Below are 25,465 nucleotides of genomic sequence, written 5' to 3' on the forward strand. Positions count from 1 at the left end.
TCGCTCCGCGGCAAATACTTCGCCCCCGGTGGGACAGAGTGCGCGGCAGCGCTGGAACACACAGAATTGAAAGTGCGCCGGGAAATTTTGTTAAAATTTCCCGGCGCGTCCTCACGTCATCAAAACCGCAAGATATGCGGCGTACATCCCCAGCAGCAAAAAGCCCTGCCATCGGTAAAACCGCCCGACGGCAAGGGGCGGCAGCATGGCAAGCGCGCACACCCCAAGACACACGGGCAAATCCAGCGCAGTGGTCTGGGACCCGATGGCAAGACTTCCACCGGATACCGCGGTGCACACCGGTAGCACCAGCGTCAAATCAATTACGTTGGCTCCCACAATGTTTCCAATGGACATCGCCGTCTCTTTTTTCGCAATGGCGGTAAGGGCAGTCACAAGCTCGGGCAAAGATGTGCCCACCGCCACCAGCGTCACGCCGATCACTCCGGCGGGCACGCCCAGCCGGAGGGCCAGCTCGCTGCCGTAATCAATCAGCAGGCGGGAGCCGCCGATAATCCCTGCAAGGCCCAGAAAAAACATTCCAAGCTTTGAAAGCATTTTTCGCCGGGAGACGCGGCCCCGGTGTGCCCGACTTTTCCGCTCCGCCGCCATTCCCCGTCCTGCGTCGCGGAGATTGCTCCAAAGGTACAGGGCAAAAACTATACACAGCAGCAGTGCGGAAAGCAGCGTCAGGCTCCCGTTTCGGCACAAAATGGTCAGCAATGCTGCCCCGCAGATCATCAAAATTGCCTTGGGTGCGAATTGCCGGCCCACGGCCGAGGGGATGCACAGTACGGAGATGCCCAAAATCAACCCCAGATTGGCCGTGACAGAGCCCACGGCATTGCCCACCGCCAGATCAATTTCCCCCCGCAGCACGCCGGTGACGGACACCGTCAGCTCCGGCAGCGTGGTGGCGACGGATACCACGGTGGCGCCCACAATAAAGTGAGGAATACCCGAAGTTTCCGCAATCCACACAGCCCCATCCAAAAACCAGTCTCCGCCCTTGACAATCAGTAAAAGTCCCACTGAGAACAGCAATACAATGACAAATAGATTCACGGCGCGCCCGTCCCTTCCCGCCCCGCGTCGGCGCGGAGTCTTGTCTATCAGGATATGCGGTTTCCTTCCGAAATACCATCCTTAATTTTGCGAAGGATACACTCCGCTGTCAAACTCGCTCCGGCGTCCACTCCCGGGAGCGGATGTCTTTTTCCAGCACCAGCGGCTCCGCCGCCGGGTCCACGGGAGAAAATCCATACTGCGTGAAAAAGCGCAAAGCGGCCTCGTTTCCCCGGCGCAGGGAAAGCCGCAGCTTTTCGCGCCCCATGGCCCGGTAACGCAAAACGGCCTGCCCCAAAAGCTGAATCCCAAGCCCTCTGGACCGGCAGCCTTCCGCCATGCAGTAAAGGGAAATCCAACCAGCCTTCTCCTCCGCCTCCTTTTCAGGATTCAATTGCAGAATCCCGGCGGGCGCGCCTTGCATATAGGCGCCGATGGTGGGCCGCTCTGCCGCCTCCCGCAAAAGCACGTCCGGGCTGAATTCCCGGGTTTCTCCCGCCGTTGTCCAGCCCTTTTCCACGCAGTCTGTCAGCAGCGCAGCCTGCCCGGGCAGCTCCACCGCGCGGAAATACAGCCCCGGCTCCACGCCGTTGGGGTGCTTCCACCAGTGCTGCTTTGCAAAGGTGGACAGCGCCTTTACGTGGCTGTTGTCATCCCGGTAAAGCAGGCGGAATTTCCCGTTTTCATATTCAATTTTTGAAACGGCGGTGTTATCGCCGTGAGATGTTTTCCCAATCTCATCCAGTCCGCAGCCCTCTATCTCTCCCAACGTCAGGCGAATGGCGCAGCCGTGGGAAAAAACCGCCACGGTTTTGCCGGGATTCTTCTCGCCGATGTCCCGGAGCGCGGCCAGCATCCGATCCCGGACGGCGGCCATACTCTCGCCGCCCTCCACCTGCCACAAGTCAGGCCGGGAGGTAAACAGCGCCAGCTGCTCCGCGGCCTCAATGCCGATTTCACCCCAGGTCTTCTCCTCCCACTCACCCACGCAGATTTCCCGCAGGTCCCGCCGCGTTTGAATCGGCAGGCCTTTCGTATTGGCGATAGCCCCGGCGGTGATGCGGGTGCGGGTCAGGTCGCTGGAATACACGGCGTCAATTTTTTCATCACGAAACCGTTCCGCCAGCGCGGCAATCTGCTGATAGCCCCGGTCGGTAATGATGCTGTCGCACTGGCCCTGCGCGATGCGATAAAGATTTCCCTCCGCCTCGGCATGGCGGATCAAATATAAAACAGTCATTTCAAGTCCTCTCTTTTTTCAATTATTATTTCTTTTTCATTATATCGAAACCGGTGCTATTTGGCAAATCAATTTCCGGCATAAGACGCGCTCCACGCGCCATACTAGGTTCAGACCGCAAAAGGAGTGACGAAATATGAGGAACAATGCCGGGTTTTGGTTCGGCATGGGCGCCGGAATGGCTGCGGGCGCCTTGGTTGGAATGATGATGCCCCACGGAAAGCGGACCATGAAAACTCAGGTGGGTAAAGGCATTCAAAAGCTGGGCGTCGCCGTGGACCACACTGTGGATCATCTGGTTTCCACCATGCGCTGACAAAAGGGGCGGGAGCCAAGGCTCCCGCCCTTCCCCCGCGTCCGAATTGGGAGAGAGGGGTTTCCCGTTTCAGGCCGCGCTAAATACGCAAAACTTTTTTCTTGACATTCCGACATGTTTTGGTATAATGATAAAGCTGTCCCACGACAGTAACTGCATATCGCTCAGTTTTTCCGAGCAGCTATGGAGAAGTCGCCTAGTTGGTCGAGGGCGCATGATTGGAAATCATGTAAACCTTAACGGGTTTCGAGGGTTCGAATCCCTCCTTCTCCGCCACAAAAAACCCCCTGAAAGCCAATACTTTCAGGGGGTTTGCTGTATTCATTGCAGCTTCTTCGGATGAAGCCCGGCCCCGTCCGCTTACAGACGGGCATTTCCAAAACACAGAAATTGCAAAAACATACTTTCAGTGCGTTGTCAGCCGAAAAATCCTGTACCATGAACAATGACCGGCCAAAATTCCCCCATTAACAAAGAGGAGGTCTCTGCATGACCGGCTGGAAGCGCAATGTAACACTCTATATGGCAGGACAGTTCGTGTCCATGTTCGGCTCCATGCTGGTGCAGCACGCCATCACCTGGCAGATTACGCTGGAGACGAAATCCGGCGTAATCATGACGCTGTTCACCTGCGCGGCGCTGCTGCCGATGACGCTGATTTCTCCCTTTGCGGGTGTTTGGGCGGACAGGTACAACCGCAAATATCTGATTGTCATTTCCGATGGATGCATCGCCCTGATTACGCTGGGGCTGGCGCTGGCATACCTTTCCGGCCACAGAAGCATCTGGCTTATGCTTATCGTGGTAGCCGCCCGGTCCCTCGGGCAGGGGATTCAGCAGCCCGCCGTCTCCGCCATGATTCCCCAAATGGTACCCTTGGAAAGCTTGCAGCGGTTCAACGGAATCCAAAGCTCTATTCAGTCGCTGAACATGTTTGTCTCGCCCATGGCGGCGGGCGCGCTGCTGTCGCTGATGCCCATCGGGTATATTTTCTTTATCGATGTAATCACCGCGGCCGCCGGCATCGCCATCGTGTTTCTGTTTGTCAACGTGTCCGGCGTTCCCCGTACGGGAGAGATTCAGCGCGGCATCAAGGCCTATCTGCATGAATTGCAGGAGGGCCTGCGGTATATCAACTCCCAGGTCTGGCTGAAGCTGATCATTGCCTACGGCGCGTTTTTTTCTTTTTTTGTGTCTCCCTCTGCCCTGCTTACGCCCCTTCAGGCGGCCCGCACCTTTGGAGACGACGTGTGGCGGCTCACCGCCATCGAGCTTGTGTTTTCGGCGGGCGCAATTTTGGGCGGCGTGGTAATTTCCGCGTGGGGCGGCTTTAAAAACAAGGCCCATACGATGATTCTCGCCTGCGTGCTGTTTGGGCTTACCAGCGTTCTTTTGGGCTTAATTCCGAATTTTTGGGTGTACCTCGGCGTCATGCTTTTGTGCGGCGCGGCAGTACCCCTGTACAGCTCGCCCAGCATGACCCTGCTGCAAAGCAGCATCGACCCGGACAAAATGGGCCGGGTGTTCAGCGTGATGACGATGTTCAGCGGGGTTGCGATGCCGCTGGGCATGGCCGTGTTCGGCCCTTTGGGCGACATGGTGAAAATCGAATGGCTGTTGATATTCTCCGGCGCGGCAATTTTTATCAGCGGGCTTGCGCTTCTGGGAGCGCGGTCCTTGATTGAGGTGGGGAAATAAGCACGGCCGATTTTTATACCGGCTCGCCGATTTTGCGCAAGCGGCAGGGCGCGGATGCGGATTACTCCGCCTCCGCGCTTATCGCTTTTCCCGGTGTCAGGGGCTCCATCGTCCCTTCCCGTTCGTCTTGGCTGAGGTACAGCTCTTCACATTCCTGCTGCGCGGCAATCAGACGATTGACGGCCTCTTCCGAGGCCCGGAACAGCTTTAGATACATTTCTTTGTAATCCGCCATAAACACACCTCCCAGCTTTATATAGTTTAGAACAAAATATTCAAAAAATCAATAGAACAAATTGTTCTTAGCTATACTGGACATGGTGATTAACATGGAGCGATACGAACGAATACGAAGTCTGCGCGAGGACGCAGACCTGACACAGGAAAGCGTGGGCAAGGCTATTAATATTCCCCAGCGTACTTATGCCTATTATGAGAGCGGACAGAGAATGGTACCCCCTCATGTCCTGTGCTCTCTGGCGGATTTTTACGATGTAAGCGTTGATTACATTCTGGGGCGGACCTCCAACAAAAAAGACACACGATAGCAACACAGTAACATAAGGGCAGCGGCGGCGGAATTGTGACGGTTCTGCCGCTGTTTTCCTTTACAAACGGGGAAAACTCCTATATAATGTTTTGGCTGATGAAATACGCGAAATGGAGAATCAATCATGGCTTTGATCGAATATGACGAATATAAGCAGCGGCTGAGTGCTCTTGGTCCTGAGCTTGAAAAGCTGGGCGCTGCGCTGGATATCGATTCCGCCAGACGGGAAGCCGACAGTCTGGAGGCCCAGACCGGCGAACCAGAGTTTTGGAACGATTTGGAGCGCTCGCAGAAGGTGCAGCAGCAGCTCAAGCGCTTGCAGAGCAAGCTGGGCCGGTATGAGAAAATGGTCGGTGAGCTGGAGGATTTGAAAACCCTGTGCGAAATGGGACAGGAGGAGGACGACGCCTCCCTTCTGGAGGAGCTGAAGACAGGCTTTGCCAAACTGGAGGAGGAAATTTCCGAGCAGCGGCTCTCCACCCTCCTCTCCGGCGAATATGACAGTTGCAGCGCCATTTTGTCCTTCCATGCCGGGGCTGGCGGCACCGAGGCACAGGACTGGACCGAGATGCTCTACCGGATGTATACCCGCTGGGCGGAGCGCCACGACTTTAAATATCAGATTCTGGACTTTGAGGACGGCGAGGAGGCGGGCATTAAATCCGCCACCATTTCCATCGAGGGCGAAAATGCCTACGGCTTTTTGAAGAGTGAGCACGGGGTGCATCGTTTGGTGCGGGTTTCTCCCTTTGATGCAAACGCCCGTCGGCAGACCTCTTTCGCCGCACTGGAGGTCATGCCCGACCTTCCGGACGACGCGGAGGTGGAAATCCGGCCCGAGGACATTGAGATGCAGGTCTACCGCGCCTCCGGCGCCGGCGGACAGCACATCAACAAAACCTCCTCCGCCGTGCGCCTGATTCACCTGCCCACCGGCGTTGTCGTCTCCTGCCAGACGGAGCGCAGCCAGTTCCAAAACAAAGAAAACTGCATGAAAATGATGCGGGCAAAGCTTTTGGAACTGAAAGCTCAGCAGCATGCGGAGAAGATTTCGGACATCAAGGGCGTGCAGATGAAAATTGAGTGGGGCAGCCAGATCCGCTCCTATGTCTTTATGCCATACACCATGGCCAAGGATACCCGCACGGCCTATGAAACCAGCAACATCAACGCGGTGATGGACGGCGACATCGATGGGTTTATCAACGCCTATCTGACCGCATCCGCCACCGGTGAGCTGAAAAAATAAGAGCGCGAATCTGCGCCGGGGGCATTGCCTCCCGTGCACTCACCGGATTCCGCCAACGCTTAAATTAAATGCATTTGCGCAATTTGCGGCGCGGCTGATGGCCGCGCCGTTTTTCGTAGGGCGGCGATCCGCCGCACCGATGCGCCGCCATCCCCCGCCCTTGGGGGCGGCTTTGTCAATATGGAGAAAGAGAGTACTCAATGGAAGAAAATATGCACAAACCCGCCGAAAACAAAATGGGCGTTATGCCCGTCGGCAAACTGGTATTCAATATGTCCCTGCCTATGATGGTATCCATGCTGGTACAGGCGCTGTATAACGTGGTGGACGCCTTTTTCGTGGCCCGTGTGTCGGAGAACGCTTTTACCGCCGTGTCTCTGGCCTTCCCCATTCAGATTTTGATGATCGCCGTGTCCACCGGCACCGCCGTGGGTATCAACGCGCTGTTGAGCCGGGCGCTGGGCGCGGGAGATTTAAAACGGGTGCAAAAGGTGGCGCTGAACGGCGTTTTCCTCGCGGCTGTCAGTTCCCTTCTGTTCATTTTTATCGGGGCTTTCGGTTCCGCACCCTTTTTCCGGTCCCAGACCAATGTGGAGGAAATTGTCACCGGCGGAATTTCCTATCTTACCATCTGCGCCTGCGGCTCTTTCGGCCTGTTTTTCGGCATTACCTTTGAGCGCTTGCTCCAATCCACAGGCCGGACGCTTTACACCATGTTCACCCAGGGGCTGGGAGCCATCATCAACATCATTCTGGACCCCATTCTGATTTTTGGCCTGCTGGGCGCGCCCCGAATGGGCGTGACAGGTGCCGCCGTGGCCACGGTGTTCGGCCAATTGTGCGGCATGGCGCTGTCCCTCTTTTTCTGCCTGACGAAAAACCCGGAGGTTCCTCTGCGGTTTAAGGGCTTTCGCCCCAGCGGGGATTTGATTCGGGACATTTATCTCATCGGCGTGCCCTCCATCATTATGCAGGCCATCGGCTCCGTTATGGTCTACGGAATGAATCGGATCCTGATTCCCTTTACCACCACCGCCGCCTCGGTGTTCGGCGCGTATTTCAAACTCCAGAGCTTTATCTTTATGCCGGTGTTTGGCCTGAACAACGGCATGATTCCCATTGTGGCCTATAACTACGGCGCGCAGAACAAGCACCGCATCCTGCGGACGTTTAAGATAAGCCTTACCACGGCGGCATGCATCATGGCGGTGGGAACGCTGCTGTTCTGGCTGTTTCCGGGGCAGCTGCTGGGCCTGTTCGACGCGTCGGAGGAAATGCTGACAATCGGCGCGCCCGCACTGCGGATTATCAGCCTTACCTTTCCCATGGCTGCCGTGGGTATTGCTTGCAGCGGAATGTTCCAGGCTCTGGGCAACAGCTTTCTCAGCATGCTCGTTTCCCTCACCCGCCAGCTCATCCTGCTGCTGCCGGCAGCGTGGCTGCTGAGCCTTCAGGGAGAGCTGGGTCTGATCTGGTGGGCCTTCCCCATCGCAGAGATCGCCGCTTTTATTCTGTCCCTCACATTTTTCCGCTGGACCTATCACAAGCACATTACTTCTCTTCCGGACAAGCCGATATAACGCATGAAAAAGGCGCGCCTGATCGGCGCGCCTTTTTTTCAGTCCTTTAAAAACACCTGTGGGTCCACCGCGTCTCCGTTCTTCTCCACCGCAAAGTGCAAATGGGAGGGCAGTGCGGCTTCGGCAATGGCGGTGGAACCCACCGCGCCGATAATCTGCCCGGCGGAAACCGAATCTCCGGCCTTGACAGTGGGAACAGCCTGCAAATTGGCGTAGGTGGTCACGTAGCCTCCGTCGTGCTCGATCACCACGGTGGTCCCCATCAGGGGATTGTCCTCTACGGAGGTTACCTTTCCAGCACTGGCAGCCATCACCTGCGTCCCCACCTCGGCAGCCAGATCCACGCCCGCGTGGGTCCGCCAGTCGCCCATGGTTTCGTCATAGCGCAGCGCGTCCATACTGAAGACCGACACCACCGCACCCCGCAGAGGCCAGACGATGAGACTGGGGGCCGTGGGCTTCACCGGGGTGTCGTCCACCTCCACCGAGGGCATCTGCACAGGCGCCTGTACCGGAACGCCCTGGTCCGGCACTTTCAGCGTCTCCGGCTCCAGAATCTCCAACGACGGCCCGTTGGGGTCCAGATCGTCAAAGAGGTCTGCGTCCGGCGCGGCAGTGGACGCGTCGGGGTCCGTCCTCGCTGTGTTGCCGCCGTGGAACAAAATGGCATAGCCCGAAGCTCCCACAATCGCCAGGCTCAAGAGCAGGACTATGTAGAAGCCTGCTCCGCCCAGCACCGTTTTCGGCATATTGGATTTGTTCATAGAAAACCGTCCTTTCCATTGGTTTACCCGCAGTATGTCCAAGGAAAGGAAAAACTATACACAAACACCGGGACGCAAAAATTTTTGCACCCCGGTGTTTTTTGCTTTATTTTATGATCAGCGTCTCGCCTGTCATCTCTTGGGGACAGGCAAGGCCCATCACATCCAGAATCGTGGGGGCAATGTCCGCCAGTTTCCCGCCCCGGCGCAGCTCGCTGCCTGCGCCGCAGAGGATAAAGGGCACGGGGTTGGTAGTGTGGGCCGTGAAGGGGCTGCCGTCCGGCTGCTCCAGCTCCTCGGCGTTGCCGTGGTCGGCGGTAATCATGGCGATGCCGCCCATTTTCAGCGTGGCGTTCACCACCTTGCCCACGCATTCGTCCACGACCTCCACGGCCTTCACCGCCGCATCGAGCATGCCGGTGTGGCCCACCATGTCGCAGTTGGCAAAGTTCAGAACAATCACGTCGTACGCCCCGGACTCGATGCGCTCCACGCACTTCTCACAGACCTCCGCGGCGCTCATCTCCGGCTGGAGATCATAGGTTGCCACCTTGGGAGAGGCCACCAGCACCCGATCCTCGCCGGGAAACACTGTTTCGGTTCCGCCGTTGAAAAAGAAGGTCACATGGGCGTATTTCTCCGTCTCGGCAATGCGAAGCTGGGTCATCCCCAGTGTGCTGAGATACTCCCCCAGCCCGTTTCGCACGCTCAGTCGGGGAAACGCCACCTCTACGTTGGGCATGGAGGCGTCATACTCCGTGGTGCACACAAAGGTGACGGGGAAATACTGATGGGTGAAGCCGTCAAACGCGGGGTCCACCAGCGCACGGGTCAGCTCCCGCGCCCGGTCGGGTCGGTAATTGAAGAAAATCACACTATCGTTGTCGCCCACGGTGCCCGCCTCGTCGCAGACCACCGGCTCCACAAATTCGTCGGTCACGCCCTTTTCATAGGACTCCCGCACCGCGGCCACGGCGTCGGGATTGGTTTCCACACCCTCGCCGTATACCATGGCGTCATACGCCTGCTCCACCCGGTCCCAGCGTTTGTCCCGGTCCATCGCATAGTAGCGGCCCATAACGGTGGCAATTTTTCCAACGCCAAGCTGGCGGCACTTTTCCACGGTCCGGGCCACGAACTCCGCGCCCGACTGGGGGGAGGTATCCCGTCCGTCCAAAAACGCGTGGATATAGACTTTTGTAAGGCCCTGATCCTTCGCCAGTTTCATAAGGGCAAAGAGATGGTCGATGTGGGAATGCACGCCGCCGTCGGACAAAAGGCCCATCAGGTGCAGTGCCGTGCCCTTTTCGACGCAGGCATTCATGGCATGAAGATAGACGGAATTTTCAAAAAACGAGCCGTCGGCCACGGCGTTGTTCAGCCGGGGCAGGTCCTGAAACACCACCCGGCCGCCGCCGATATTGGTGTGGCCCACCTCGCTGTTGCCCATCTGCCCGGCAGGCAGGCCCACGTCCAGCCCGGAGGCGGAGAGGGTGGTATGGGGAAATTCCTTAAAAAACTGATCGAGGCAGGGCGTTTTTGCCGCCCGCACCGCGTTTCCCCGCTGACTGTCGGACAGGCCGTAGCCATCCATAATAATCAGCGTTGTGGGAGTTTTATTCATAAAAGTACCTCTTTCTGATTCAGCCGATCGTTCCGGACCCCGGCCCGGCCACAGGGGGACGCGTTCCGCTTCCCCGCCGAAAAATTCCGGTAGAGAAATGCGCAGCGCGGCTCAATCCTGATTGGCTGCGTTGACAATCTCCACAAACTGCTCCGGCTTCAGGGAGGCTCCGCCGATCAGCCCGCCGTCGATGTCCGGCTGGGCCAGCAGCTCCGCCGCGTTCTGGGGCGTCATGGACCCGCCGTACTGAATGGTGACAGACCGGGCAACCCGCGCCCCGTACATCGCGCGGATGGTGGCGCGGATATTGCCGCACACCTCGCCCGCCTGCTCCGCCGTGGCGGTCTTTCCGGTGCCGATGGCCCAGATGGGCTCGTAGGCCACGATGCACCGGCGCAGCTTGTCGGCGGGAACGCCGTGCAGTGCGCTTTTCACCTGAAGCGTCACCCACTCGCCCGTCACGCCCATCTCCCGCTGCTCCAGACTTTCGCCCACGCAGATAATGGGGCTCATGCCCTCGGCAAGCACGGCGTGGACCTTTTTATTCACGCCCGCATCCGTCTCGCCGAACCGCTCCCGCCGCTCACTGTGGCCCACAATTACGTATTTCACACCCAGATCCCGCAGCATACCGGCGGAAATTTCCCCGGTATAGGCACCTTTTTCCTCAAAGTAGACATTTTCCGAACCCACGGAAATCCGCAGGTCCTTAAAAGCCCGCAAAGCCGCCGAAATGTTGCAGGCGGGGACGCAAATCAGCGTGTCGCACCACTTGGCTCTGGGCATAATTTTCTTCATTTCCTCGGCAAACTTCTTCGTCTCAGTGGCGGTCATATTCATTTTCCAGTTGCCGGCGATTACGGTTTTACGGTAGCGACGATTCATAGCGATACTTCCTTTTCTGTATGTTTCGGTAATTCCACATGCATGGGAAACGCCCGGCGGGGAAAGGCAGCTTCAACGCTGACGGGGGACCGGAGGAACCCAAGCCGGGCAAGGCGGGCCAGACATTTATCTGTCTTGCAGGCAGGCCACGCCGGGCAGCTCTCTGCCCTCTAAAAATTCCAGAGAGGCCCCGCCTCCCGTGGAGATATGTGTAATTCTGTCGGCATAGCCCATCTGCTCCACCGCTGCGGCGCTGTCTCCGCCGCCCACGATGCTTACCGCGCCGCTCTCCGCGATTGCCCGCGCCATGGCCCGGGTGCCGCCGGCAAACGCGTCAAACTCAAACACGCCCATGGGGCCGTTCCACACGACGGTGCCCGCACCCTTCAGTGCACCGCAGAACAGCTCCACGGTCTTTGGGCCGATATCAAGGCCCATCATATCCTCGGGAATGGCGGCGACATCCATAGCGACGGGCTGCGCGTCGGCGGAAAATCCCTTCGCTGCCAGCGTATCCACAGGCAGAAGAAGCTTCACGCCCTTTTCCTGAGCGGCGGCCAGTGTCTCAAGCGCCAGCGCCTGCTTATCTTCTTCCAGAAGGGATGTTCCGATCGAGCCTCCCTGCGCTTTAATAAAGGTATAGGCCATCCCGCCGCCGATAATCACAGTGTCGGCCTTGGTCAAAAGATTTCCGATGACGTTAATTTTATCCGAAACCTTGGCTCCGCCCAAAACCGCCACAAAGGGCCGCTTGGGGTCGTCCAGCGCCTTGCCCATCACCTCAAGCTCCCGGGCCACCAAAAAGCCGGACACGGCGGGGAGAAACTCGGCCACGCCCACGGTGGATGCGTGAGCCCGATGGACAGAGCCAAACGCGTCGGACACATACAGCTCCGCCATGGAGGCCAGTTCCTTTGCAAGCTCAGGGTCGTTTTTCGTCTCTCCCGGCTCAAACCGGGTGTTTTCCAGCAACAGCACCTCGCCGGGCTTCAGCGCTTCGGCTTTCGCCTTCGCGTCGGGGCCCACGGTGTCTGCGGCAAACATCACTTCCCTACCCAAAAGCTCTCCCAGCCGCTTTGCAACGGGGGCCAGGCTCAGTTCCATTTTCCGCTCTCCCTTGGGCTTTCCCATGTGAGAGCAGGCGATAACCGCCGCGCCGTTTTCAAGGAGATATTGAATGGTGGGCAGCGCCGCCGTGATACGCTTGTCGCTGGTGATGGCGCCGGTGGCCTTGTCCAGCGGCACGTTGAAATCGCACCGGAGCAAAATCCTCTTGCCTCCCACATCCACGTCTCTGACGGTTTTCTTATTGTAGTTCATAAAGCATCCTCCCTCTCAATGTCGGCCCGTCCAACCGGCGGGGCGCAAGGCCGCACCAGTGCCCGCAGGCAGCGCAGGTCTGCCGCCCTTACACGGGCAAACGAGCCAAAACAGCGTCACCGCGCCATCTCCCCCTCTCCGGCAAGGCCGGAAAAGCCGGTTTGGCGCAGCGCCTCATACACGCATACCGCCACGGTATTGCTCAAATTCAGGCTTCGGGCCTCCTCCCGCATGGGAAGACGGATACAGCGCTCGTAATACTTCCTGCGAAACGCCTCCGGCAGGCCCGCTGTCTCTTTCCCGAAAAACAGCCAGCAGCCGTCGTGAAACTCCGCCTCGACATAGGAGCGGGGCGCTTTTGTGGTGGTGAGCCAAATATCCCTCGCGTCAGGATTGCGGAGAAAAAAATCGTCCAGATTTTCGTAGTCAAAAACCTCCACCAGATGCCAGTAATCCAGCCCCGCCCGCTTCACGGCCTTGTCCGAGATGTCAAATCCCAGCGGTCGAATCAGGTGGAGCCGTGCGCCGGTTGCGGCGCAGGTGCGGGCCACATTTCCGCAATTCTGCGGAATCTCAGGTTCTACCAGAACCACATTGAGCATCGAATCCCTCCATTTGCATGAACGGGTCAATTGTAATCCATAACCCGCGCAAATTCAACCTCTTTATGGGAAAAAACCGATTTTTTAGAGAAAACCACTGCAATCCCATGAGAAATTCTGCGAAATGCCGAAGTCATAGTCCGGCGCTTTGAAAAACTGTGAAATTTCAACATATTTTTTGCAAAATGGTTGTTTTGCCGAAAGAGAACCAGAATTTTCTGAAACAATTTACCTACAAACACTGGATTTTCCTTAAATCTTTGCTATAATGTCTTTGCAACCAATCCTGCGGCGGAGGCCGCGGTGACCGGCGGGGCGCCTGCGCCGCCGGATTTTTCTCAGGGAGAGGATACCGATGGATCAAAAACGCGCAGTTATTTTCCTGACGGCTTCCCCGGACCCGGCGCAGAGAGAACCGCTGATGCTGAAAGACATTCTGTTTTGCCCCATCCTGACGTGGGTGGCCCGCAAGCTGAAAGAAGACGGCGTAGAGCGGTTTTTTGTTGTCTGCGGGGCGGAGAATGCCGAAAAGGCCCGGGCCTGCTTTCCGCCGGAGGCGGACGTGGAGCTGTCGGACGCACACCCGCCCCTGCTGGACTTTGTGTCCGGCGCAGAGCGGGTGATCGTGGTCCCCCGGCCGGTAATTCCGGCACTCCGGGTGGGCGAGGGATACGTCTATTCCGCCGAAGGCTCCGCTCTGGCGGAGGGCTGGAAATCCGCCGCCACCATTTTCCTGCAAAATGTGGACAGCGAGAAGGGCTGGATTGCCCTCAACTCTGACGAGGACATTCAAAACGTGGAGCCGCACCTGCGGAACGAAGTCGTGGGGCGGCACCTTGCAGGCGGTGTGAGGATGCTGGATCCCACCGCCGTGTATATCGACCCCCGGGTGGAGATCGGCCGGGGGAGTTTCCTCCTGCCCGGAACCATTCTGGGGGGGAACACCGTCATCGGCCGGGACTGCATCATCGGGCCCAACTCCGTGGTGCGTGACTGCGCCGTGGGGGACGGAACGGAGATCAACGCCTCTCAGATTTTTGAATCCTCCGTTGGCAGCGGAACCCATGTGGGCCCCTTTGCCTACGTCCGCCCCGGCTCCGCCATCGGAGACGGCGTAAAGGTGGGCGACTTTGTGGAGGTCAAAAATTCCGTCATCGGGAACGGGACGAAAATCTCCCATCTCACCTACGTGGGCGACAGCGACGTGGGCCAGCGGGTCAACTTCGGCTGCGGCACCGTCACCACCAATTACGACGGGTTCCACAAATACCGCTGCGCCATCGAAGACGATTCCTTTATCGGCTGCAACACCAATCTGGTGGCTCCGGTGCGGGTCGGAAAGGGCAGCTACATCGCGGCGGGCGCCACCATCACCAAGGACGTGCCGGACGACGCGCTGGCCGTTGCCCGGGTGCAGCAGGAGAACAAAAACGGCTGGGCTGCCCGGCGGCGGAAAATGAACGGTAAATAAGCGTATAATCGGGTATAATTTTTTTACAATATACTTACTACATAAGAAAGAGGGCGTTGTTATGATTTCTCACGGCAAGGACGTCAAGGTATTCTGCGGCAACTCCAATCCTCAGCTTGCGGCGGATATTTGCAAATTCATGGGGACCAAACTGGGCGAGTCGGAGGTGGGCACCTTCTCCGACGGCGAGATTTTTGTCTCCCTGTATGAGACGGTCCGGGGCAGCGACGTGTTCGTGGTCCAGTCCACCTCTTCCCCTGTCAACAGCAATCTCATGGAGCTGCTCATTATGATCGACGCGCTCAAGCGCGCCTCCGCCGGACGCATCACCGCCGTGATGCCCTATTACGGCTATGCCCGGCAGGACCGCAAGGCCAAGGCTCGGGACCCCATCACCGCAAAGCTGGTGGCCAACATGCTCACCGCCGCGGGCGCGGACCGCGTGCTGACCATGGACCTGCACGCCTCTCAGATTCAGGGCTTTTTCGACATCCCCGTGGACAATCTGGCAGGCAACCCCATTTTCGTGGATTACTACGCCAAGAAGTTCGGCGCAAACTGCGAGAACATGATGGTGGTGTCTCCCGACGTTGGCAGCGTGGCCCGTGCCCGGGCCTTTGCCCAGAAGCTGCATATGAATCTGGCGATTGTGGATAAGCGCCGCCAGAAGGCCAACAGCTGCGAAGTGATGAACGTCATCGGCGACGTGCGGGGCATGGACTGCATCATTTACGACGATATGGTGGATACCGGCGGGTCTTTGTGCAACGCCGCACAGGCACTGATGGATGTGGGCGGCGCGAAGAGCGTGTGCGCCTGCGCCACCCACGGTGTTCTCTCCGGCCCCGCCATCGAGCGCATCAATCACAGCGTCATTTCCGAGGTGGCCCTGCTGGACACCATCGCACCCATCGACGCAGGAAAGTCCGAGCGGATCAAGTATCTCCCCGTGGCGCCCCTGTTTGCAGAGGCCATCGAGCGCATCTATCAGGAAGTCTCCATCTCCAAGCTGTTCCGCTGAGAAGAGCCGCGGCGAAACTGAATCCACAGGGCGGGGAGAGGTTCTTCCCGCCTTGTGTGTATTGAAGCCGCCGTAAAACACTCTTGGCTTTCCTTTTCGGGGCAGCAAAAGATGGATGGACGACCCCGAGCGGGATAAATTCTAATACAAAGGGAAATGAAGCCATGTTGTTTGGAAACAAGTCCTCCGGGGCGGAGTGGATTTTGGCCGGTCTTGGAAATCCCGGCGAAAAATACGCCAAGACCCGGCACAATATGGGCTTTCTCACCGTGGACCTGCTGGCGGAAAAGCAGGGCGTCAAGCTGAACAAGGTGAAGTTTAAGTCCGCATACAATATCCTGCACTTCGGCGGGGCGCGGGTTCTGGTGATGAAGCCCCAGACCTTTATGAACCTCTCCGGAGAGGCCGTGGGCGAGGCCGCCCGGTTTTATAAAATCCCCCCCGAGCGGGTGCTGGTGATTTACGACGACGTGTCTTTGCCCGTGGGAAAACTGCGGGTGCGTCCCTCCGGCTCCGCGGGAGGCCATAACGGCATCAAAAGCATCATTGCCCATCTGGGCACCGAGCAGTTTCCCCGGGTAAAAATCGGCGTGGGCGACCCCGGCGGGGCGCCGGGCGAGCGGGACATGATCGACTGGGTGATCGGCGTTCCCTCCCAGGGCGAGCGGAAAGCTCTGGTGGAGGTATTCGACCGGGCCATCGGCGCGGCGGAGTGCATCATCGGGCAGGGGGACTGCCAGAAGGCCATGAATCTCTATAACTGAGACTCCGGGTGCAAGCCCGGATTTGCGCCGCAGGCGCGTGAAAAAGGAACGTGTATGGAACATCTCCTGAAAAAACTGAATGAGCTTCCGGAACTGCGGGAGGCTTTGGCCAGCCTTGAAGGCGGCAGAAGCCCCGTGGCCGTCTCCGGCCTCCAAAACGCGCACCGCGCCCTTGTGGGCGCGGCGATTGCCGCGCCCATGGACCGCCCCGCCGTCTTTTTGTGCGGGGATGAGCAGGAGGTCCGTCGGCTGGCGGGGGATTTGCGCGCCATAACGGGGGCGGAGCCGGTGATTCTGCTTGGGCGGGAGTGGCAGTTCCGGGCGGGGGCGGTGGCTTCCCGCGCGTGGGAGCAGAACCGTCTGGCCGCGCTGTACGCCCTGACCCGCGGGCACGTTTCCGTCTGCATTGCCACGGTGGACGCGCTGATGGCCCGGACCCAGCCCAAAAAACTGCTGTCCTCCGCCACGCGGACCTTGAAAGTCGGCGGACGCGTGGATTTAAACAAGCTTTCCGAAGAGCTGACCGCCGCCGGCTACGTCCGCTGCGAGCAGGTGGAGGGCGTGGGGCAATTTGCCGTCCGGGGCGGGATTCTGGATGTGTTCTCCCCTCTGATGGACCAGCCGGTGCGCTGTGAGCTGTTTGACGATGAGATTGACTCCATGGGTCTGTTCGACCCCGCAAGTCAGAGGCGGGTGAAAAATGTAAAGTCTGCCCTGCTGCTTCCCGCCGCCGAGGTACTTCCCCATCAGGCAAGCGGCGGAATCCCCGGTCTTGCCGTCTCTCTTGAAAAGGAGGCGGAAAAGCTGGAAAAAAAGGACCCATCCTCCCCCGCCGCGTCGTCTTTGCGGGCAGACGCGGCCCGGCTGCGGGACGGGGTCTCTTTAAGCGGCGCCGACCGGTATCTTGCCGCCGTATACCCCGAACCCGCCTGGGGGCTGGACTACCTCCCCCCGGACTCGGTGATTTTTCTGAGCGAGACGGCCCGGGTGGAGGAACGGGTGAAGGGCTTTGTTTTGCAGGCGAAGCAGGACACGGAGGCCCTGATGGAGGCGGGGGTTCTGGCAGGGACGTTTTCCCGCCTTACCATGACCGCCGAGGAGCTGTTTTCCCGCCTTTCGGAGTTTCCCTGTGTGATGGAAACGGCGCTGCCCACTTCCCGCTATCCTATTCCGCCCAAAGCACTGATCAACCTCACCACCAAGCAGCTTCCCTCTTACGGCGGAAGCCTTGAAACCGCCGCCGAGGACTTGAATCACTATCGTGCTGCGGAGTACGGCGTTCTGATTCTCTGCGGCGGCGAGGCCCGGGCGAAAAATTTGCTGCGGCTGCTGGAGGACCGAGACATTCCCGCCACGCTGGACCTGCGCAATGCCGCCATGCCCGCCCCCGGCGAGGTGCGGCTGGCCGCCGGAACTTTGAGCGCGGGCAGCGAGTGGCCCCAGCTCCGCCTTGCGGTGCTGACGGAGGGCCAACTGTCCCCCGCCGCCCAAAAGCGGCGGAAGCTGAAGCAGGACTCCGGACGGCAGAAGCTTCAGTCCTTCACCGACCTCTCCCCCGGTGATCTGGTCGTCCACGCCCAGCACGGCGTAGGCCGGTTCTCCGGCATCCGGAGGATGCCGGTGGACGGTGTGGAAAAAGACTATATTAAAATCGATTATGCGGCCGGAGACTGCCTGTACGTGCCGGTGACGGCGCTGGATCAGGTCAGCAAGTACATCGGCGGCGGCGAGGACGACGGACACGCCCGGCTGAACAAGTTGGGCGGAACAGAGTGGGCCCGGTCCAAATCCAAAGCCAAAGCGGCGGCAAAGGATCTTGCCAAGGGCCTCATCGCCCTGTACGCCGCGCGGCAAAAGCAGCCCGGCTTTGCCTTTTCGCCCGATTCCCCGTGGCAGCAGGAATTTGAGGACGCATTCCCCTACCCGGAGACGGACGACCAGCTTCGGGCCATCGAGGAAATCAAGGTGGACATGGAGCGGCCCCGGCCCATGGAGCGGCTGCTGTGCGGCGACGTGGGCTATGGCAAGACGGAGGTAGCCTTGCGGGGCGTGATGAAATGCGTGCTGGACGGAAAGCAGGCAGCGATTCTGGTGCCCACCACCATTTTGGCCCAGCAGCACTATGCCACTGCCATGAGCCGCTTTGCAGGCTTTCCCGTCAGCGTGGAGGTATTGTCCCGGTTTACCTCGCCCAAGGAGCAAAAACGGATTTTGGAGGCCGCCCGCACCGGCGGCGTGGACGTTTTGATCGGCACTCATAAGCTCCTACAAAAGTCCATGCAGTTTAAGAATCTCGGTCTTCTGGTCATCGACGAGGAGCAGCGCTTTGGCGTGACCCATAAAGAGCGGCTGCGGGAGCTTGCCCAGCAGGTGGACACTCTCACCCTCTCCGCCACGCCCATTCCACGGACACTGAACATGGCCCTGTCGGGCCTGAGAGACATGAGCACCATTGAAGAGCCGCCGGCTGACCGCCAGCCGGTGCAGACCTACGTGCTGGAGCACGACTGGCAAATCGTGGCGGACGCTATTCGCCGGGAGCTGAGCCGGGGCGGGCAGGTCTATTACCTCCACAACCGGGTGGACTCCATTTCCACCACCGCCGGGCGGCTGCAAAAGCTTTTGGGGCCGGAGGCGCGCATTGTCGTGGGACACGGAAAAATGTCCGAGCGGGAGCTGTCCGACGTGATGCGCCAGATGGTGGACGGCGAGGCGGACGTGCTGGTGTGCACCACCATCATCGAAACAGGCATTGATATCTCAAACGTGAATACACTGGTGATTGAGGACGCGGACCGGATGGGACTTGCCCAGCTCCACCAGCTTCGCGGACGCATTGGCCGCAGTACCCGGCGGGCCTATGCATACCTCACCTACCGCCAGGGCAAAATTTTGCAGGAGACGGCGGAAAAGCGCCTTGGCGCCATCCGGGAATACGTGGAGTTCGGCTCCGGTTTTAAAATCGCCATGCGGGATTTGGAAATCCGGGGCGCGGGCAACCTGTTGGGGCCGGAGCAGTCCGGGTACATGATGAGCGTTGGTTACGACATGTATCTCAAGCTTTTGGAGGAGGCGGTGCTGGAGGAACAGGGCGTGCAGCCCGTCCGTGCGGCGGAGTGCTCCGCCGATTTGACGGTGAACGCCCACCTGCCGGAGCGGTATGTCCCCTCGGCGGAGCAGCGGATGGATTTGTACCGCCGCATCGCCGCCATCCGCACGCCGGAGGATTCCGGCGAGCTTTTAGACGAACTGATGGACCGCTACGGCGACCCGCCAAAGCCCGTGCTGGCACTGCTGGACGTGGCACTTCTGCGGGCGGCGGCGCAAACTGCCGGAGTCACCGATTTGAGCCAGAAGGGCGAACGGCTGCGGCTGGAGCTGGGGGTATTCCATCCGGAGGCACTGGCTGCGGTGTGCGCCCTGCCGAAATACCGGCGGCTGCTGACCCTTAGTGCCGGGGACATCCCCATGCTGACCCTGCAATTACGCCCCGGCGCGGACGTGCTGGAAACAGCGTCCGCACTGGTGGAAGACCTGCGCCTTGCGGCGGAGGATACGAAAGAAAAGGAGAACGGCCATGTCTGAGGAAAAGGACCGGAAGGAGCTGCCTGAAAAGGCGAAAAAGCCCGAAGCGGCAGAAAAGCCCGCTATGACGGAAAAGCCCGAAAAGGCGAAAAAGCGGACGAAGCCCGTCAACGAGCGCGGCAGGACTCCCTTTGGCAGATTTCTGCGCAACTATGGATACTTGTTCATCACCGTATTTGTGATGCTGGCGCTGTTCCGGGGAATTTTTCTTTTGGGCTTTGTCACCAGCGGGTCCATGGAAACCACCCTGCCCACTCACTCCGTGTTTCTGAGCTGGCATTTGAGCTACGCCGTGGGGGACCCAGTGCCGGAGCGGGGGGACATTGTTCTTTTTGACAGCGACGAGCTGGGCCAGACGCTGGTAAAGCGGGTGGTGGGCCTGCCGGGGGAAACCGTCTCCTTTTATGACGGCAATGTCCTGATTAACGGCACAGAGCTGGAGGAGCGCTATCTTCCCGTGCAGGGGATTACCTATTCCCACGGGGAAGCCGAACGCTTCACCGTGCCGGAGGGCTGCGTTTTCCTGCTGGGCGACCACCGGGACGACTCTCTGGACAGCCGCTTCTGGCAGGACCCCTTTGTTCCCGCATCCAATATTCGCGCCCGGGCGCTGGCCGTCGTCTCCCTGTGGCCGGGCAATACGTGGCTCGGCGTGCGCCGGGTGGGCTAAGTGCGCCCGCCTGCTCCGCCGGGAGGAAGGAGCAGGCATATGAAACGGGCGTTTGCGGCCCTGCTTGCGGTGATGACACTGCTGAGCGGCTGCGGCAAAAAGACGGAGGAACCGGCGGGCCTTTATTACGAGGCCTCCGGCATTGCGCCGGAGGCGGTGCTTTTGACCGTGGACGGCCGGGAGGTCCCGGCTGCGCGGTATTTCTACTGGCTGACCGCCGACTGCGATTATCTGGCGGAGCAGGCGGGCGGCGAGCCGGACTGGTCCGCCGACGCGGGCGGGCAGACTTTGGATGACTATGTAAAGCGGCAGGCGCTGGACGCCACGGTGTTTTACGACACGGTGGAGGCCCTGGCGGAAGCCAACGGCTGTGTGCTGACGGCGGAAAATCTGTCCGCGATGGATTCGGACTGGGCGGCACAGGCCGCCGAATACGGCGGAGAGGACGCATATCTGGACATTCTGACGCAAATGGGCCTTGACCGCGCGGGCGCGCAGCTTCTGACCGCCGACTATTACCTATACGAGCAGCTCCGGGCCCTGTCTTTGGCGGGAGGAAGCGAGCTGTCCCCCGCCGACGGAGCCGCCAGCGACTTCGCCGCGTCCGCCGGGGTCTACACTGCCGATGTGTTGGTATTCCCCAACGCGGATTTGGCCGCCGCCGCCCTGTCCGATCTGGAGCAGGACCCCGAGAAGGACCCGGCTGCGCTGAAAGACGGAGTTTACACCACCGTCACCGCCGCCACGGGCGACGGAACGCTGCCTGCGGCCGCCGAACAGGCGCTGGCGGGGCTGGAGCAGGGCCGCTGGAGCAACCCGGTGGAGACGGAGGGCGGTGTATATCTGCTGCGGCTCTTGCCCACGGATATGGATGCGGCGGCGGGTCTTTGGTTCGACGCGCATATCCAGTCTCTGGCGTCAGGCGCACAGGTAGTCCCGGCAAAAGAATATGGGGACTTTACTGCCGCTTCGTTTTATAAGAATCTCAGCGCAGCAAGGACCGCTAAGGGCTGAACACCGGATTTCCAGGCGAATAAAACAGAATATTTTTTTGAAATCTCTTCCATTTTCGTCAAGGTGACGAAAATGGAAGAGATTTTGTCAAAAGTTTAACAAATATTTTCAAAGTACCGCTTTTCCCATTGACGGACAGGCAAAACTTCTCTATAATAAAGTTAACAGCAGTTAGGAGCGGGCCTTTCGGAAGGGTTCTGACGGAGATGTCAGGGCCATCCGTCACGCCCCTCCGCCGCCGCGTTTCCGGGGAATTTCCCAATGTCCAAAGCGGCTTTTGCCGCGCAAGAATTTATTTGAAAAATGGAGGAACATCATGAAAGAACTTTATGTCGTGAATTGCTGCCGTACAGCCATCGGTTCTTTTGGCGGAGCCCTGAAGGGCATTCCCGCCGCCGACCTTGGAGCCATCGTGGTTAAGGAAGCCCTGACCCGCGCGGGCGTGAAGCCCGAGCAGGTGGACGAGGTTATGTTCGGCTGCATCCTGACCTCCGGCCTCGGCCAGAACGTTGCCCGTCAGGTGGCTGTCAAGTCCGGCATTCCCTATGCCGTTCCCGCCTACACCGTGGGCATGGTCTGCGGCTCCGGCATGAAGTCCGTCATCGAGGGTGCGCGCTCCATTTTGGCCGGCGACTCCGACGTCGTCGTCTGCGGCGGCACGGAGAACATGTCCGCCGCTCCCTACGTTGCTCCCGACGCCCGCTGGGGCGCCCGCATGGGCGACAAGAAGCTGGTGGACTCCATGATTAAGGACGGCCTGTGGGACGCATACAATAACTACCACATGGGCACCACCGCCGAGAACATCTGCGACGTGTGGGGCATCACCCGCAAGGAGCAGGACGAGTTCGCCGTCTCCTCTCAGCAGAAGTGCGAGGCCGCTCAAACCGCCGGCAAGTTTGACGACGAGATTGTCGCCGTCCCCGTGAAGGTCAAGAAGGACTTTGTTGACTTCAAGAAGGACGAATTCCCCCGCGCCGGCACCACCATGGAGAGCGTGGCCAAGATGAAGGGCGCATTCCCCGTGGGTCCTGAGTCCCCCAATCCTCAGGTAGTACATACCTTTGAGCTCACCGGCGCGCAGGAAACCGACGACAAGGGCACGCCCCGCGTCACCGCCGCTTCCGCCTCCGGCATCAACGACGGCGCAGCCGCCATCGTGCTGGCCTCCGGCGAGGCCGTGAAGAAATACGGCCTGAAGCCCATGGCCAAGCTCATCGGCTGGGGCCAGGGCGGCGTGGATCCCAAGATCATGGGCGTGGGCCCTGTTCCCGCCTCCCGTCAGGCCATGGAAAAGGCCGGTGTTTCCATCGAGGACATCGATCTGGTCGAGGCCAACGAGGCTTTCGCCGCCCAGTCCATCGCTGTGGCCCGCGAGCTGAAGTTTGACATGAGCAAGGTCAACGTCAACGGCGGCGCCATCTCTCTGGGCCACCCCGTGGGCGCCTCCGGCGCGCGGATCATCGTCACCCTGCTCCACGAGATGAAGAAGCGGGACGATGCGAAGAAGGGTCTTGCCACCCTGTGCATCGGCGGCGGCATGGGCGTTGCCACCATCTTCGAGAAGTGCTGATTTTCTAACCTAAGGCTTTACATCAATCAGGGCTGCGGCGAATCGCCGCAGCCCTGATTTTTGTTTTTATCCCGCCCCTCAAGTTTTCGCCTGCACAACTATTTTTACAGGGCAAGCCCTCGCTTTGCTTTAGCGGGTCTTCCGGGAGCAAGCGCAGGAACCGCATCGTGGATACTCCCTTTGTATGCGGGCCGGGACTGGCCCAGCCCTCCCCCGCAGCGGCGCCCGCAGCGTCATTCAGCAAAAATCTCCGCCAGAAGCGCCATGGCCTGCGGCAGATGCGCCCGTTCCAGCCCCGCGTAATTCACCACCAGTGTGTGGTCAAACTCCGCCGTTCTCCGGCGGGTATATTCCGACAAAAAGCCCAGCCGCACACCCATGGCCCGCGCCCTTGCGTCCAGCTCTTGGTCGCTTCGGTCCGTATCCAGCCGCAGAAGAAAATGAAGCCCCGCCCCCTGCTCCGCAATATGGACCCGACTGGCAAAGGGGCTGCGGCGAAACGCTTCCAGCACCGCGGCGCGGCGGGAGCGGTACTCCGTCCGCATCCGGGCCAGATGCCGTTCGTAGTACCCCTGCTCCAGAAACCGGGCCAGAACAAATTGCTCTGTGGCGGGAACGGTGCAGGCGTAAAATCCTAGCTTTTTGCGGTACTGCTCCAAAAGTCTTGGCGGAAGCACCACGAAGCCCATCCTCATGGACGGGGCAATGGTCTGGGAAAAGGTGTTGAGGTACGCCACCCGGCCCCCGCCGTCAATGCTTTGCAGCGGCGGAATGGGCCGCCCGGTAAAGCGCAGCTCGCTGTCATAGTCGTCCTCAATCATCACGCCGTCCCGCTCCTCCGCCCAGCGCAGCAGTTCCTGCCGCCGCCGGATGGGTGTCACCAGCCCGGTGGGATACTGGTGCGCCGGGGACAGGTGTGCCGCCCGCGCCCCGGAGGCCCACAGGGCGGCGGGGTCCATCCCCTCGCTGTCCAGCGCCAGCGGGACACAGCGCACGCCGCTGTTTTCATATACCTGCCGGATTTTCGGATAGCCCGGGTCCTCCACCGCCAGCACCGCGTCCCGCCCCAGGAGCTGGGCCAGCAGCATGTAAAGATATTCCGCTCCGGCGCCCACTACAATTTGCTCCGGCGCGGCATGCAGGCCCCGATAGTCCCGCAGGTCGGCGCAGATTGCTTGCCGCAAAGCCAATAGCCCCTGATTGGGCAGAGGCGAGAGAAGGGCTGGCCCCTCCTCCGCCAGCACCTGACGCGTCAGTCGTGCCCACGCCGCCAGCGGAAATCGGGCCGCGTCCACCCGGTTCGTCTTCAGGTCCAGCTTCCATTCCGGCTCTGGCGGCGTGTCCGGCCTCGGCACTTCCTTTGGGAACGGCTGCGTTGGAAGCGTATCCCGCACGGTACTCCGCTCCACCTGCTCCACAAAAAAACCGCTGCGTGGCTGCGCGCGGACATAGCCCTCCGCTTCAAGTTGCTGGTACGCCCCCTCCACCGTGATGACCGACACGCCCAGATGCTCCGCCAGCGCCCGCTTGGAGGGAAGCTTTTCCCCAACGATCAGCGCGCCCGAAAGGATATCCTCCCGGATGCGGCGGTAGAGATATTCATACAGCGTCAGCCCACCCCGGTCCTCCATAGGATAGGTCAGCATTGATTTGCCCTCCATCTGAACTTATCGAAATTTTAAAATTTGGGTATTTTAATCATACCATATACCAGCTATAATCAGCTCAATTGATGCCGGAGGGAGTCATAGAACATGGAAAATGGGTTTGGAACAGAGCATTTTTCCGCAGCGGACAGACGGGTCCGGAGCATTGTCATTGCCGCACTGCTGGCGGCGCTGACCTGCGCCGCCACCATGGTCATCCGCATCCCCTCCCCCACAGGGGGCTATCTGAATCTGGGAGACACAGTGGTTCTGCTGGGAGCTTTTTTGCTGGGACCATGGGCGGGCGCACTGGCGGGGGGCATCGGCTCCGCCATGGCGGACGCGCTGTCCGGCTACATGGTCTATGTCCCTGCCACGCTGGTGATTAAGGCCGTGGTGGCCCTGACCGCCGGATTTTTGTATCGCTTTTTGAAGGACCGCCCCGGCGGCATGGTTTTCGCCGCTTTTTTGGGGGAAGCCCCTATGGTGGTGGGCTACTGGCTGTTTGACGCGCTGCTGCTGCATAGTTGGGCTGGCGCCGTGGCGGGAATTCCCGGCAATCTGGTGCAGGCGGGCTTTGGCGTGGCTGTCTCCGTTTTTCTGGCGGCGGCGCTGCGGAAAAGCGGCTTTGTGCGAAGCAGATTTTCAAATCTTTGAGCATGCCCCGTCAAACCGTCGCTTAGGCAAGGCCACAGGTACGGCGGGGCGAACAGTATTTATATCAGCGGCACAGACGGCGGCTAATTGAAATCGGAACGCGGGACGGATAAATCCGTCCCGCGTCTTTACTTTCGGAGCAGTGTACAGTGCGATTCTCTTAATATATTA

The 25,465-nt window shown here is 59.6% G+C and carries 22 protein-coding genes and 1 tRNA gene; 14 read left to right on the forward strand and 9 right to left on the reverse strand.

From position 1 onward, the window contains the following. Positions 1–111: 111 nt before the first annotated feature. Complete coding sequence (locus ABVS15_RS07465; protein ID WP_369283110.1) at positions 112–1,065, reverse strand: calcium/sodium antiporter; 954 nt, start codon at positions 1,063–1,065, stop codon at positions 112–114. Between the two features lie 109 nt (positions 1,066–1,174). After that, positions 1,175–2,305, reverse strand: a complete 1,131-nt coding sequence (locus ABVS15_RS07470) for a GNAT family N-acetyltransferase (protein ID WP_369283111.1) — start codon at positions 2,303–2,305, stop codon at positions 1,175–1,177. Between the two features lie 136 nt (positions 2,306–2,441). On the opposite strand from ABVS15_RS07470, the gene ABVS15_RS07475 reads away from it, so the two are divergent. The 3 genes from ABVS15_RS07475 to ABVS15_RS07485 all read left to right on the forward strand — a co-directional run bounded on the left by ABVS15_RS07475 (position 2,442) and on the right by ABVS15_RS07485 (position 4,319). Further along, complete coding sequence (locus tag ABVS15_RS07475) at positions 2,442–2,621, forward strand: hypothetical protein (RefSeq protein WP_294857139.1); 180 nt, start codon at positions 2,442–2,444, stop codon at positions 2,619–2,621. A gap of 185 nt (positions 2,622–2,806) precedes the next feature. Then, a tRNA-Ser gene (locus ABVS15_RS07480) sits at positions 2,807–2,897 on the forward strand. Between the two features lie 213 nt (positions 2,898–3,110). Continuing rightward, complete coding sequence (locus ABVS15_RS07485) at positions 3,111–4,319, forward strand: MFS transporter (RefSeq protein ID WP_369283112.1); 1,209 nt, start codon at positions 3,111–3,113, stop codon at positions 4,317–4,319. A gap of 61 nt (positions 4,320–4,380) precedes the next feature. Here ABVS15_RS07485 and ABVS15_RS07490 read toward each other — a convergent pair whose 3' ends face one another. Then, positions 4,381–4,554: a hypothetical protein gene (locus ABVS15_RS07490; RefSeq protein ID WP_369283113.1), complete on the reverse strand. Its 174-nt coding sequence runs from the start codon at positions 4,552–4,554 to the stop codon at positions 4,381–4,383. A gap of 94 nt (positions 4,555–4,648) precedes the next feature. On the opposite strand from ABVS15_RS07490, the gene ABVS15_RS07495 reads away from it, so the two are divergent. The 3 genes from ABVS15_RS07495 (at position 4,649) to ABVS15_RS07505 (ending at position 7,698) form a co-directional block, all read left to right on the forward strand. Beyond that, positions 4,649–4,867 (forward strand): helix-turn-helix domain-containing protein, encoded by a 219-nt coding sequence (locus ABVS15_RS07495; RefSeq protein WP_369283114.1) that lies wholly within the window; start codon positions 4,649–4,651, stop codon positions 4,865–4,867. Between the two features lie 126 nt (positions 4,868–4,993). Next, positions 4,994–6,118, forward strand: a complete 1,125-nt coding sequence (prfB, locus tag ABVS15_RS07500) for a peptide chain release factor 2 (protein ID WP_369283115.1) — start codon at positions 4,994–4,996, stop codon at positions 6,116–6,118. Positions 6,119–6,318: 200 nt separating this feature from the next. After that, positions 6,319–7,698 (forward strand): MATE family efflux transporter, encoded by a 1,380-nt coding sequence (locus tag ABVS15_RS07505; RefSeq protein ID WP_369283116.1) that lies wholly within the window; start codon positions 6,319–6,321, stop codon positions 7,696–7,698. Positions 7,699–7,736: 38 nt separating this feature from the next. On the opposite strand, the gene ABVS15_RS07510 is transcribed toward ABVS15_RS07505, so the two are convergent. The 5 genes from ABVS15_RS07510 to ABVS15_RS07530 all read right to left on the reverse strand — a co-directional run bounded on the left by ABVS15_RS07510 (position 7,737) and on the right by ABVS15_RS07530 (position 12,893). Next, positions 7,737–8,462, reverse strand: coding sequence for a peptidoglycan DD-metalloendopeptidase family protein (locus ABVS15_RS07510; RefSeq protein ID WP_369283117.1), 726 nt, complete (start codon positions 8,460–8,462; stop codon positions 7,737–7,739). 106 nt (positions 8,463–8,568) lie between these two features. Continuing rightward, the gene (gene gpmI / locus ABVS15_RS07515; protein WP_369283118.1) at positions 8,569–10,086 is read right to left on the reverse strand and encodes a 2,3-bisphosphoglycerate-independent phosphoglycerate mutase; all 1,518 of its coding nucleotides are present in this window, start codon (positions 10,084–10,086) and stop codon (positions 8,569–8,571) included. A gap of 111 nt (positions 10,087–10,197) precedes the next feature. Further along, positions 10,198–10,971, reverse strand: coding sequence for a triose-phosphate isomerase (gene tpiA / locus ABVS15_RS07520; protein WP_369283119.1), 774 nt, complete (start codon positions 10,969–10,971; stop codon positions 10,198–10,200). Positions 10,972–11,097: 126 nt separating this feature from the next. After that, positions 11,098–12,291 (reverse strand): phosphoglycerate kinase, encoded by a 1,194-nt coding sequence (pgk, locus tag ABVS15_RS07525; protein WP_369283120.1) that lies wholly within the window; start codon positions 12,289–12,291, stop codon positions 11,098–11,100. A 116-nt stretch (positions 12,292–12,407) separates the two neighbouring features. Further along, entirely contained in the window at positions 12,408–12,893 is a 486-nt protein-coding gene (locus tag ABVS15_RS07530) for a tRNA (cytidine(34)-2'-O)-methyltransferase (RefSeq protein WP_369283121.1), read from the reverse strand. 355 nt (positions 12,894–13,248) lie between these two features. Between ABVS15_RS07530 and ABVS15_RS07535 the strand changes: the two genes are divergently transcribed. From ABVS15_RS07535 to ABVS15_RS07565, 7 genes are all read left to right on the forward strand, one after another. Further along, positions 13,249–14,364: a glucosamine-1-phosphate N-acetyltransferase gene (locus ABVS15_RS07535; protein WP_369283122.1), complete on the forward strand. Its 1,116-nt coding sequence runs from the start codon at positions 13,249–13,251 to the stop codon at positions 14,362–14,364. A 61-nt stretch (positions 14,365–14,425) separates the two neighbouring features. Then, positions 14,426–15,385 (forward strand): ribose-phosphate pyrophosphokinase, encoded by a 960-nt coding sequence (locus ABVS15_RS07540; protein WP_369283123.1) that lies wholly within the window; start codon positions 14,426–14,428, stop codon positions 15,383–15,385. A gap of 164 nt (positions 15,386–15,549) precedes the next feature. After that, positions 15,550–16,149 carry an aminoacyl-tRNA hydrolase gene (pth, locus tag ABVS15_RS07545; protein WP_369283124.1) on the forward strand — a complete coding sequence of 200 codons (600 nt, stop codon included), beginning with the start codon at positions 15,550–15,552 and terminating at the stop codon, positions 16,147–16,149. A 54-nt stretch (positions 16,150–16,203) separates the two neighbouring features. After that, positions 16,204–19,734, forward strand: coding sequence for a transcription-repair coupling factor (mfd, locus tag ABVS15_RS07550; protein ID WP_369283125.1), 3,531 nt, complete (start codon positions 16,204–16,206; stop codon positions 19,732–19,734). Continuing rightward, on the forward strand, positions 19,727–20,404 hold the full coding sequence (gene lepB, locus ABVS15_RS07555; protein ID WP_369283126.1) for a signal peptidase I: 678 nt from the start codon (positions 19,727–19,729) through the stop codon (positions 20,402–20,404). The genes mfd and lepB overlap by 8 nt, the downstream gene beginning before the upstream one ends. 39 nt (positions 20,405–20,443) lie before the next feature. Continuing rightward, positions 20,444–21,418 carry a peptidyl-prolyl cis-trans isomerase gene (locus tag ABVS15_RS07560; RefSeq protein ID WP_369283127.1) on the forward strand — a complete coding sequence of 325 codons (975 nt, stop codon included), beginning with the start codon at positions 20,444–20,446 and terminating at the stop codon, positions 21,416–21,418. Positions 21,419–21,734: 316 nt separating this feature from the next. Then, the gene (locus ABVS15_RS07565) at positions 21,735–22,991 is read left to right on the forward strand and encodes an acetyl-CoA C-acetyltransferase (RefSeq protein ID WP_369283128.1); all 1,257 of its coding nucleotides are present in this window, start codon (positions 21,735–21,737) and stop codon (positions 22,989–22,991) included. 233 nt (positions 22,992–23,224) lie between these two features. Here the strand turns inward: ABVS15_RS07565 and ABVS15_RS07570 are convergent, their stop codons facing one another. After that, positions 23,225–24,637, reverse strand: coding sequence for a PLP-dependent aminotransferase family protein (locus tag ABVS15_RS07570; RefSeq protein ID WP_369283129.1), 1,413 nt, complete (start codon positions 24,635–24,637; stop codon positions 23,225–23,227). 108 nt (positions 24,638–24,745) lie between these two features. On the opposite strand from ABVS15_RS07570, the gene ABVS15_RS07575 reads away from it, so the two are divergent. After that, positions 24,746–25,294 carry an ECF transporter S component gene (locus ABVS15_RS07575; RefSeq protein ID WP_369283130.1) on the forward strand — a complete coding sequence of 183 codons (549 nt, stop codon included), beginning with the start codon at positions 24,746–24,748 and terminating at the stop codon, positions 25,292–25,294. Positions 25,295–25,465 lie beyond the last annotated feature (171 nt).

This window comes from Oscillibacter sp. GMB15532 (assembly GCF_041020825.1).
Classification (GTDB): domain Bacteria; phylum Bacillota; class Clostridia; order Oscillospirales; family Oscillospiraceae; genus Oscillibacter.

Coding starts and splice junctions, on each gene's coding strand:
- gpmI (WP_369283118.1), bottom strand. CDS start 10,086: ATGAATAAAACTCCCACAACGCTGATTATTATGGATGGCTACGGCCTG.
- prfB (WP_369283115.1), top strand. CDS start 4,994: ATGGCTTTGATCGAATATGACGAATATAAGCAGCGGCTGAGTGCTCTT.
- tpiA (WP_369283119.1), bottom strand. CDS start 10,971: ATGAATCGTCGCTACCGTAAAACCGTAATCGCCGGCAACTGGAAAATG.
- ABVS15_RS07575 (WP_369283130.1), top strand. CDS start 24,746: ATGGAAAATGGGTTTGGAACAGAGCATTTTTCCGCAGCGGACAGACGG.
- lepB (WP_369283126.1), top strand. CDS start 19,727: ATGTCTGAGGAAAAGGACCGGAAGGAGCTGCCTGAAAAGGCGAAAAAG.
- ABVS15_RS07535 (WP_369283122.1), top strand. CDS start 13,249: ATGGATCAAAAACGCGCAGTTATTTTCCTGACGGCTTCCCCGGACCCG.
- ABVS15_RS07470 (WP_369283111.1), bottom strand. CDS start 2,305: ATGACTGTTTTATATTTGATCCGCCATGCCGAGGCGGAGGGAAATCTT.
- pgk (WP_369283120.1), bottom strand. CDS start 12,291: ATGAACTACAATAAGAAAACCGTCAGAGACGTGGATGTGGGAGGCAAG.
- ABVS15_RS07510 (WP_369283117.1), bottom strand. CDS start 8,462: ATGAACAAATCCAATATGCCGAAAACGGTGCTGGGCGGAGCAGGCTTC.
- ABVS15_RS07560 (WP_369283127.1), top strand. CDS start 20,444: ATGAAACGGGCGTTTGCGGCCCTGCTTGCGGTGATGACACTGCTGAGC.
- mfd (WP_369283125.1), top strand. CDS start 16,204: ATGGAACATCTCCTGAAAAAACTGAATGAGCTTCCGGAACTGCGGGAG.
- ABVS15_RS07540 (WP_369283123.1), top strand. CDS start 14,426: ATGATTTCTCACGGCAAGGACGTCAAGGTATTCTGCGGCAACTCCAAT.
- pth (WP_369283124.1), top strand. CDS start 15,550: ATGTTGTTTGGAAACAAGTCCTCCGGGGCGGAGTGGATTTTGGCCGGT.
- ABVS15_RS07475 (WP_294857139.1), top strand. CDS start 2,442: ATGAGGAACAATGCCGGGTTTTGGTTCGGCATGGGCGCCGGAATGGCT.
- ABVS15_RS07565 (WP_369283128.1), top strand. CDS start 21,735: ATGAAAGAACTTTATGTCGTGAATTGCTGCCGTACAGCCATCGGTTCT.
- ABVS15_RS07485 (WP_369283112.1), top strand. CDS start 3,111: ATGACCGGCTGGAAGCGCAATGTAACACTCTATATGGCAGGACAGTTC.
- ABVS15_RS07530 (WP_369283121.1), bottom strand. CDS start 12,893: ATGCTCAATGTGGTTCTGGTAGAACCTGAGATTCCGCAGAATTGCGGA.
- ABVS15_RS07570 (WP_369283129.1), bottom strand. CDS start 24,637: ATGCTGACCTATCCTATGGAGGACCGGGGTGGGCTGACGCTGTATGAA.
- ABVS15_RS07495 (WP_369283114.1), top strand. CDS start 4,649: ATGGAGCGATACGAACGAATACGAAGTCTGCGCGAGGACGCAGACCTG.
- ABVS15_RS07505 (WP_369283116.1), top strand. CDS start 6,319: ATGGAAGAAAATATGCACAAACCCGCCGAAAACAAAATGGGCGTTATG.
- ABVS15_RS07490 (WP_369283113.1), bottom strand. CDS start 4,554: ATGGCGGATTACAAAGAAATGTATCTAAAGCTGTTCCGGGCCTCGGAA.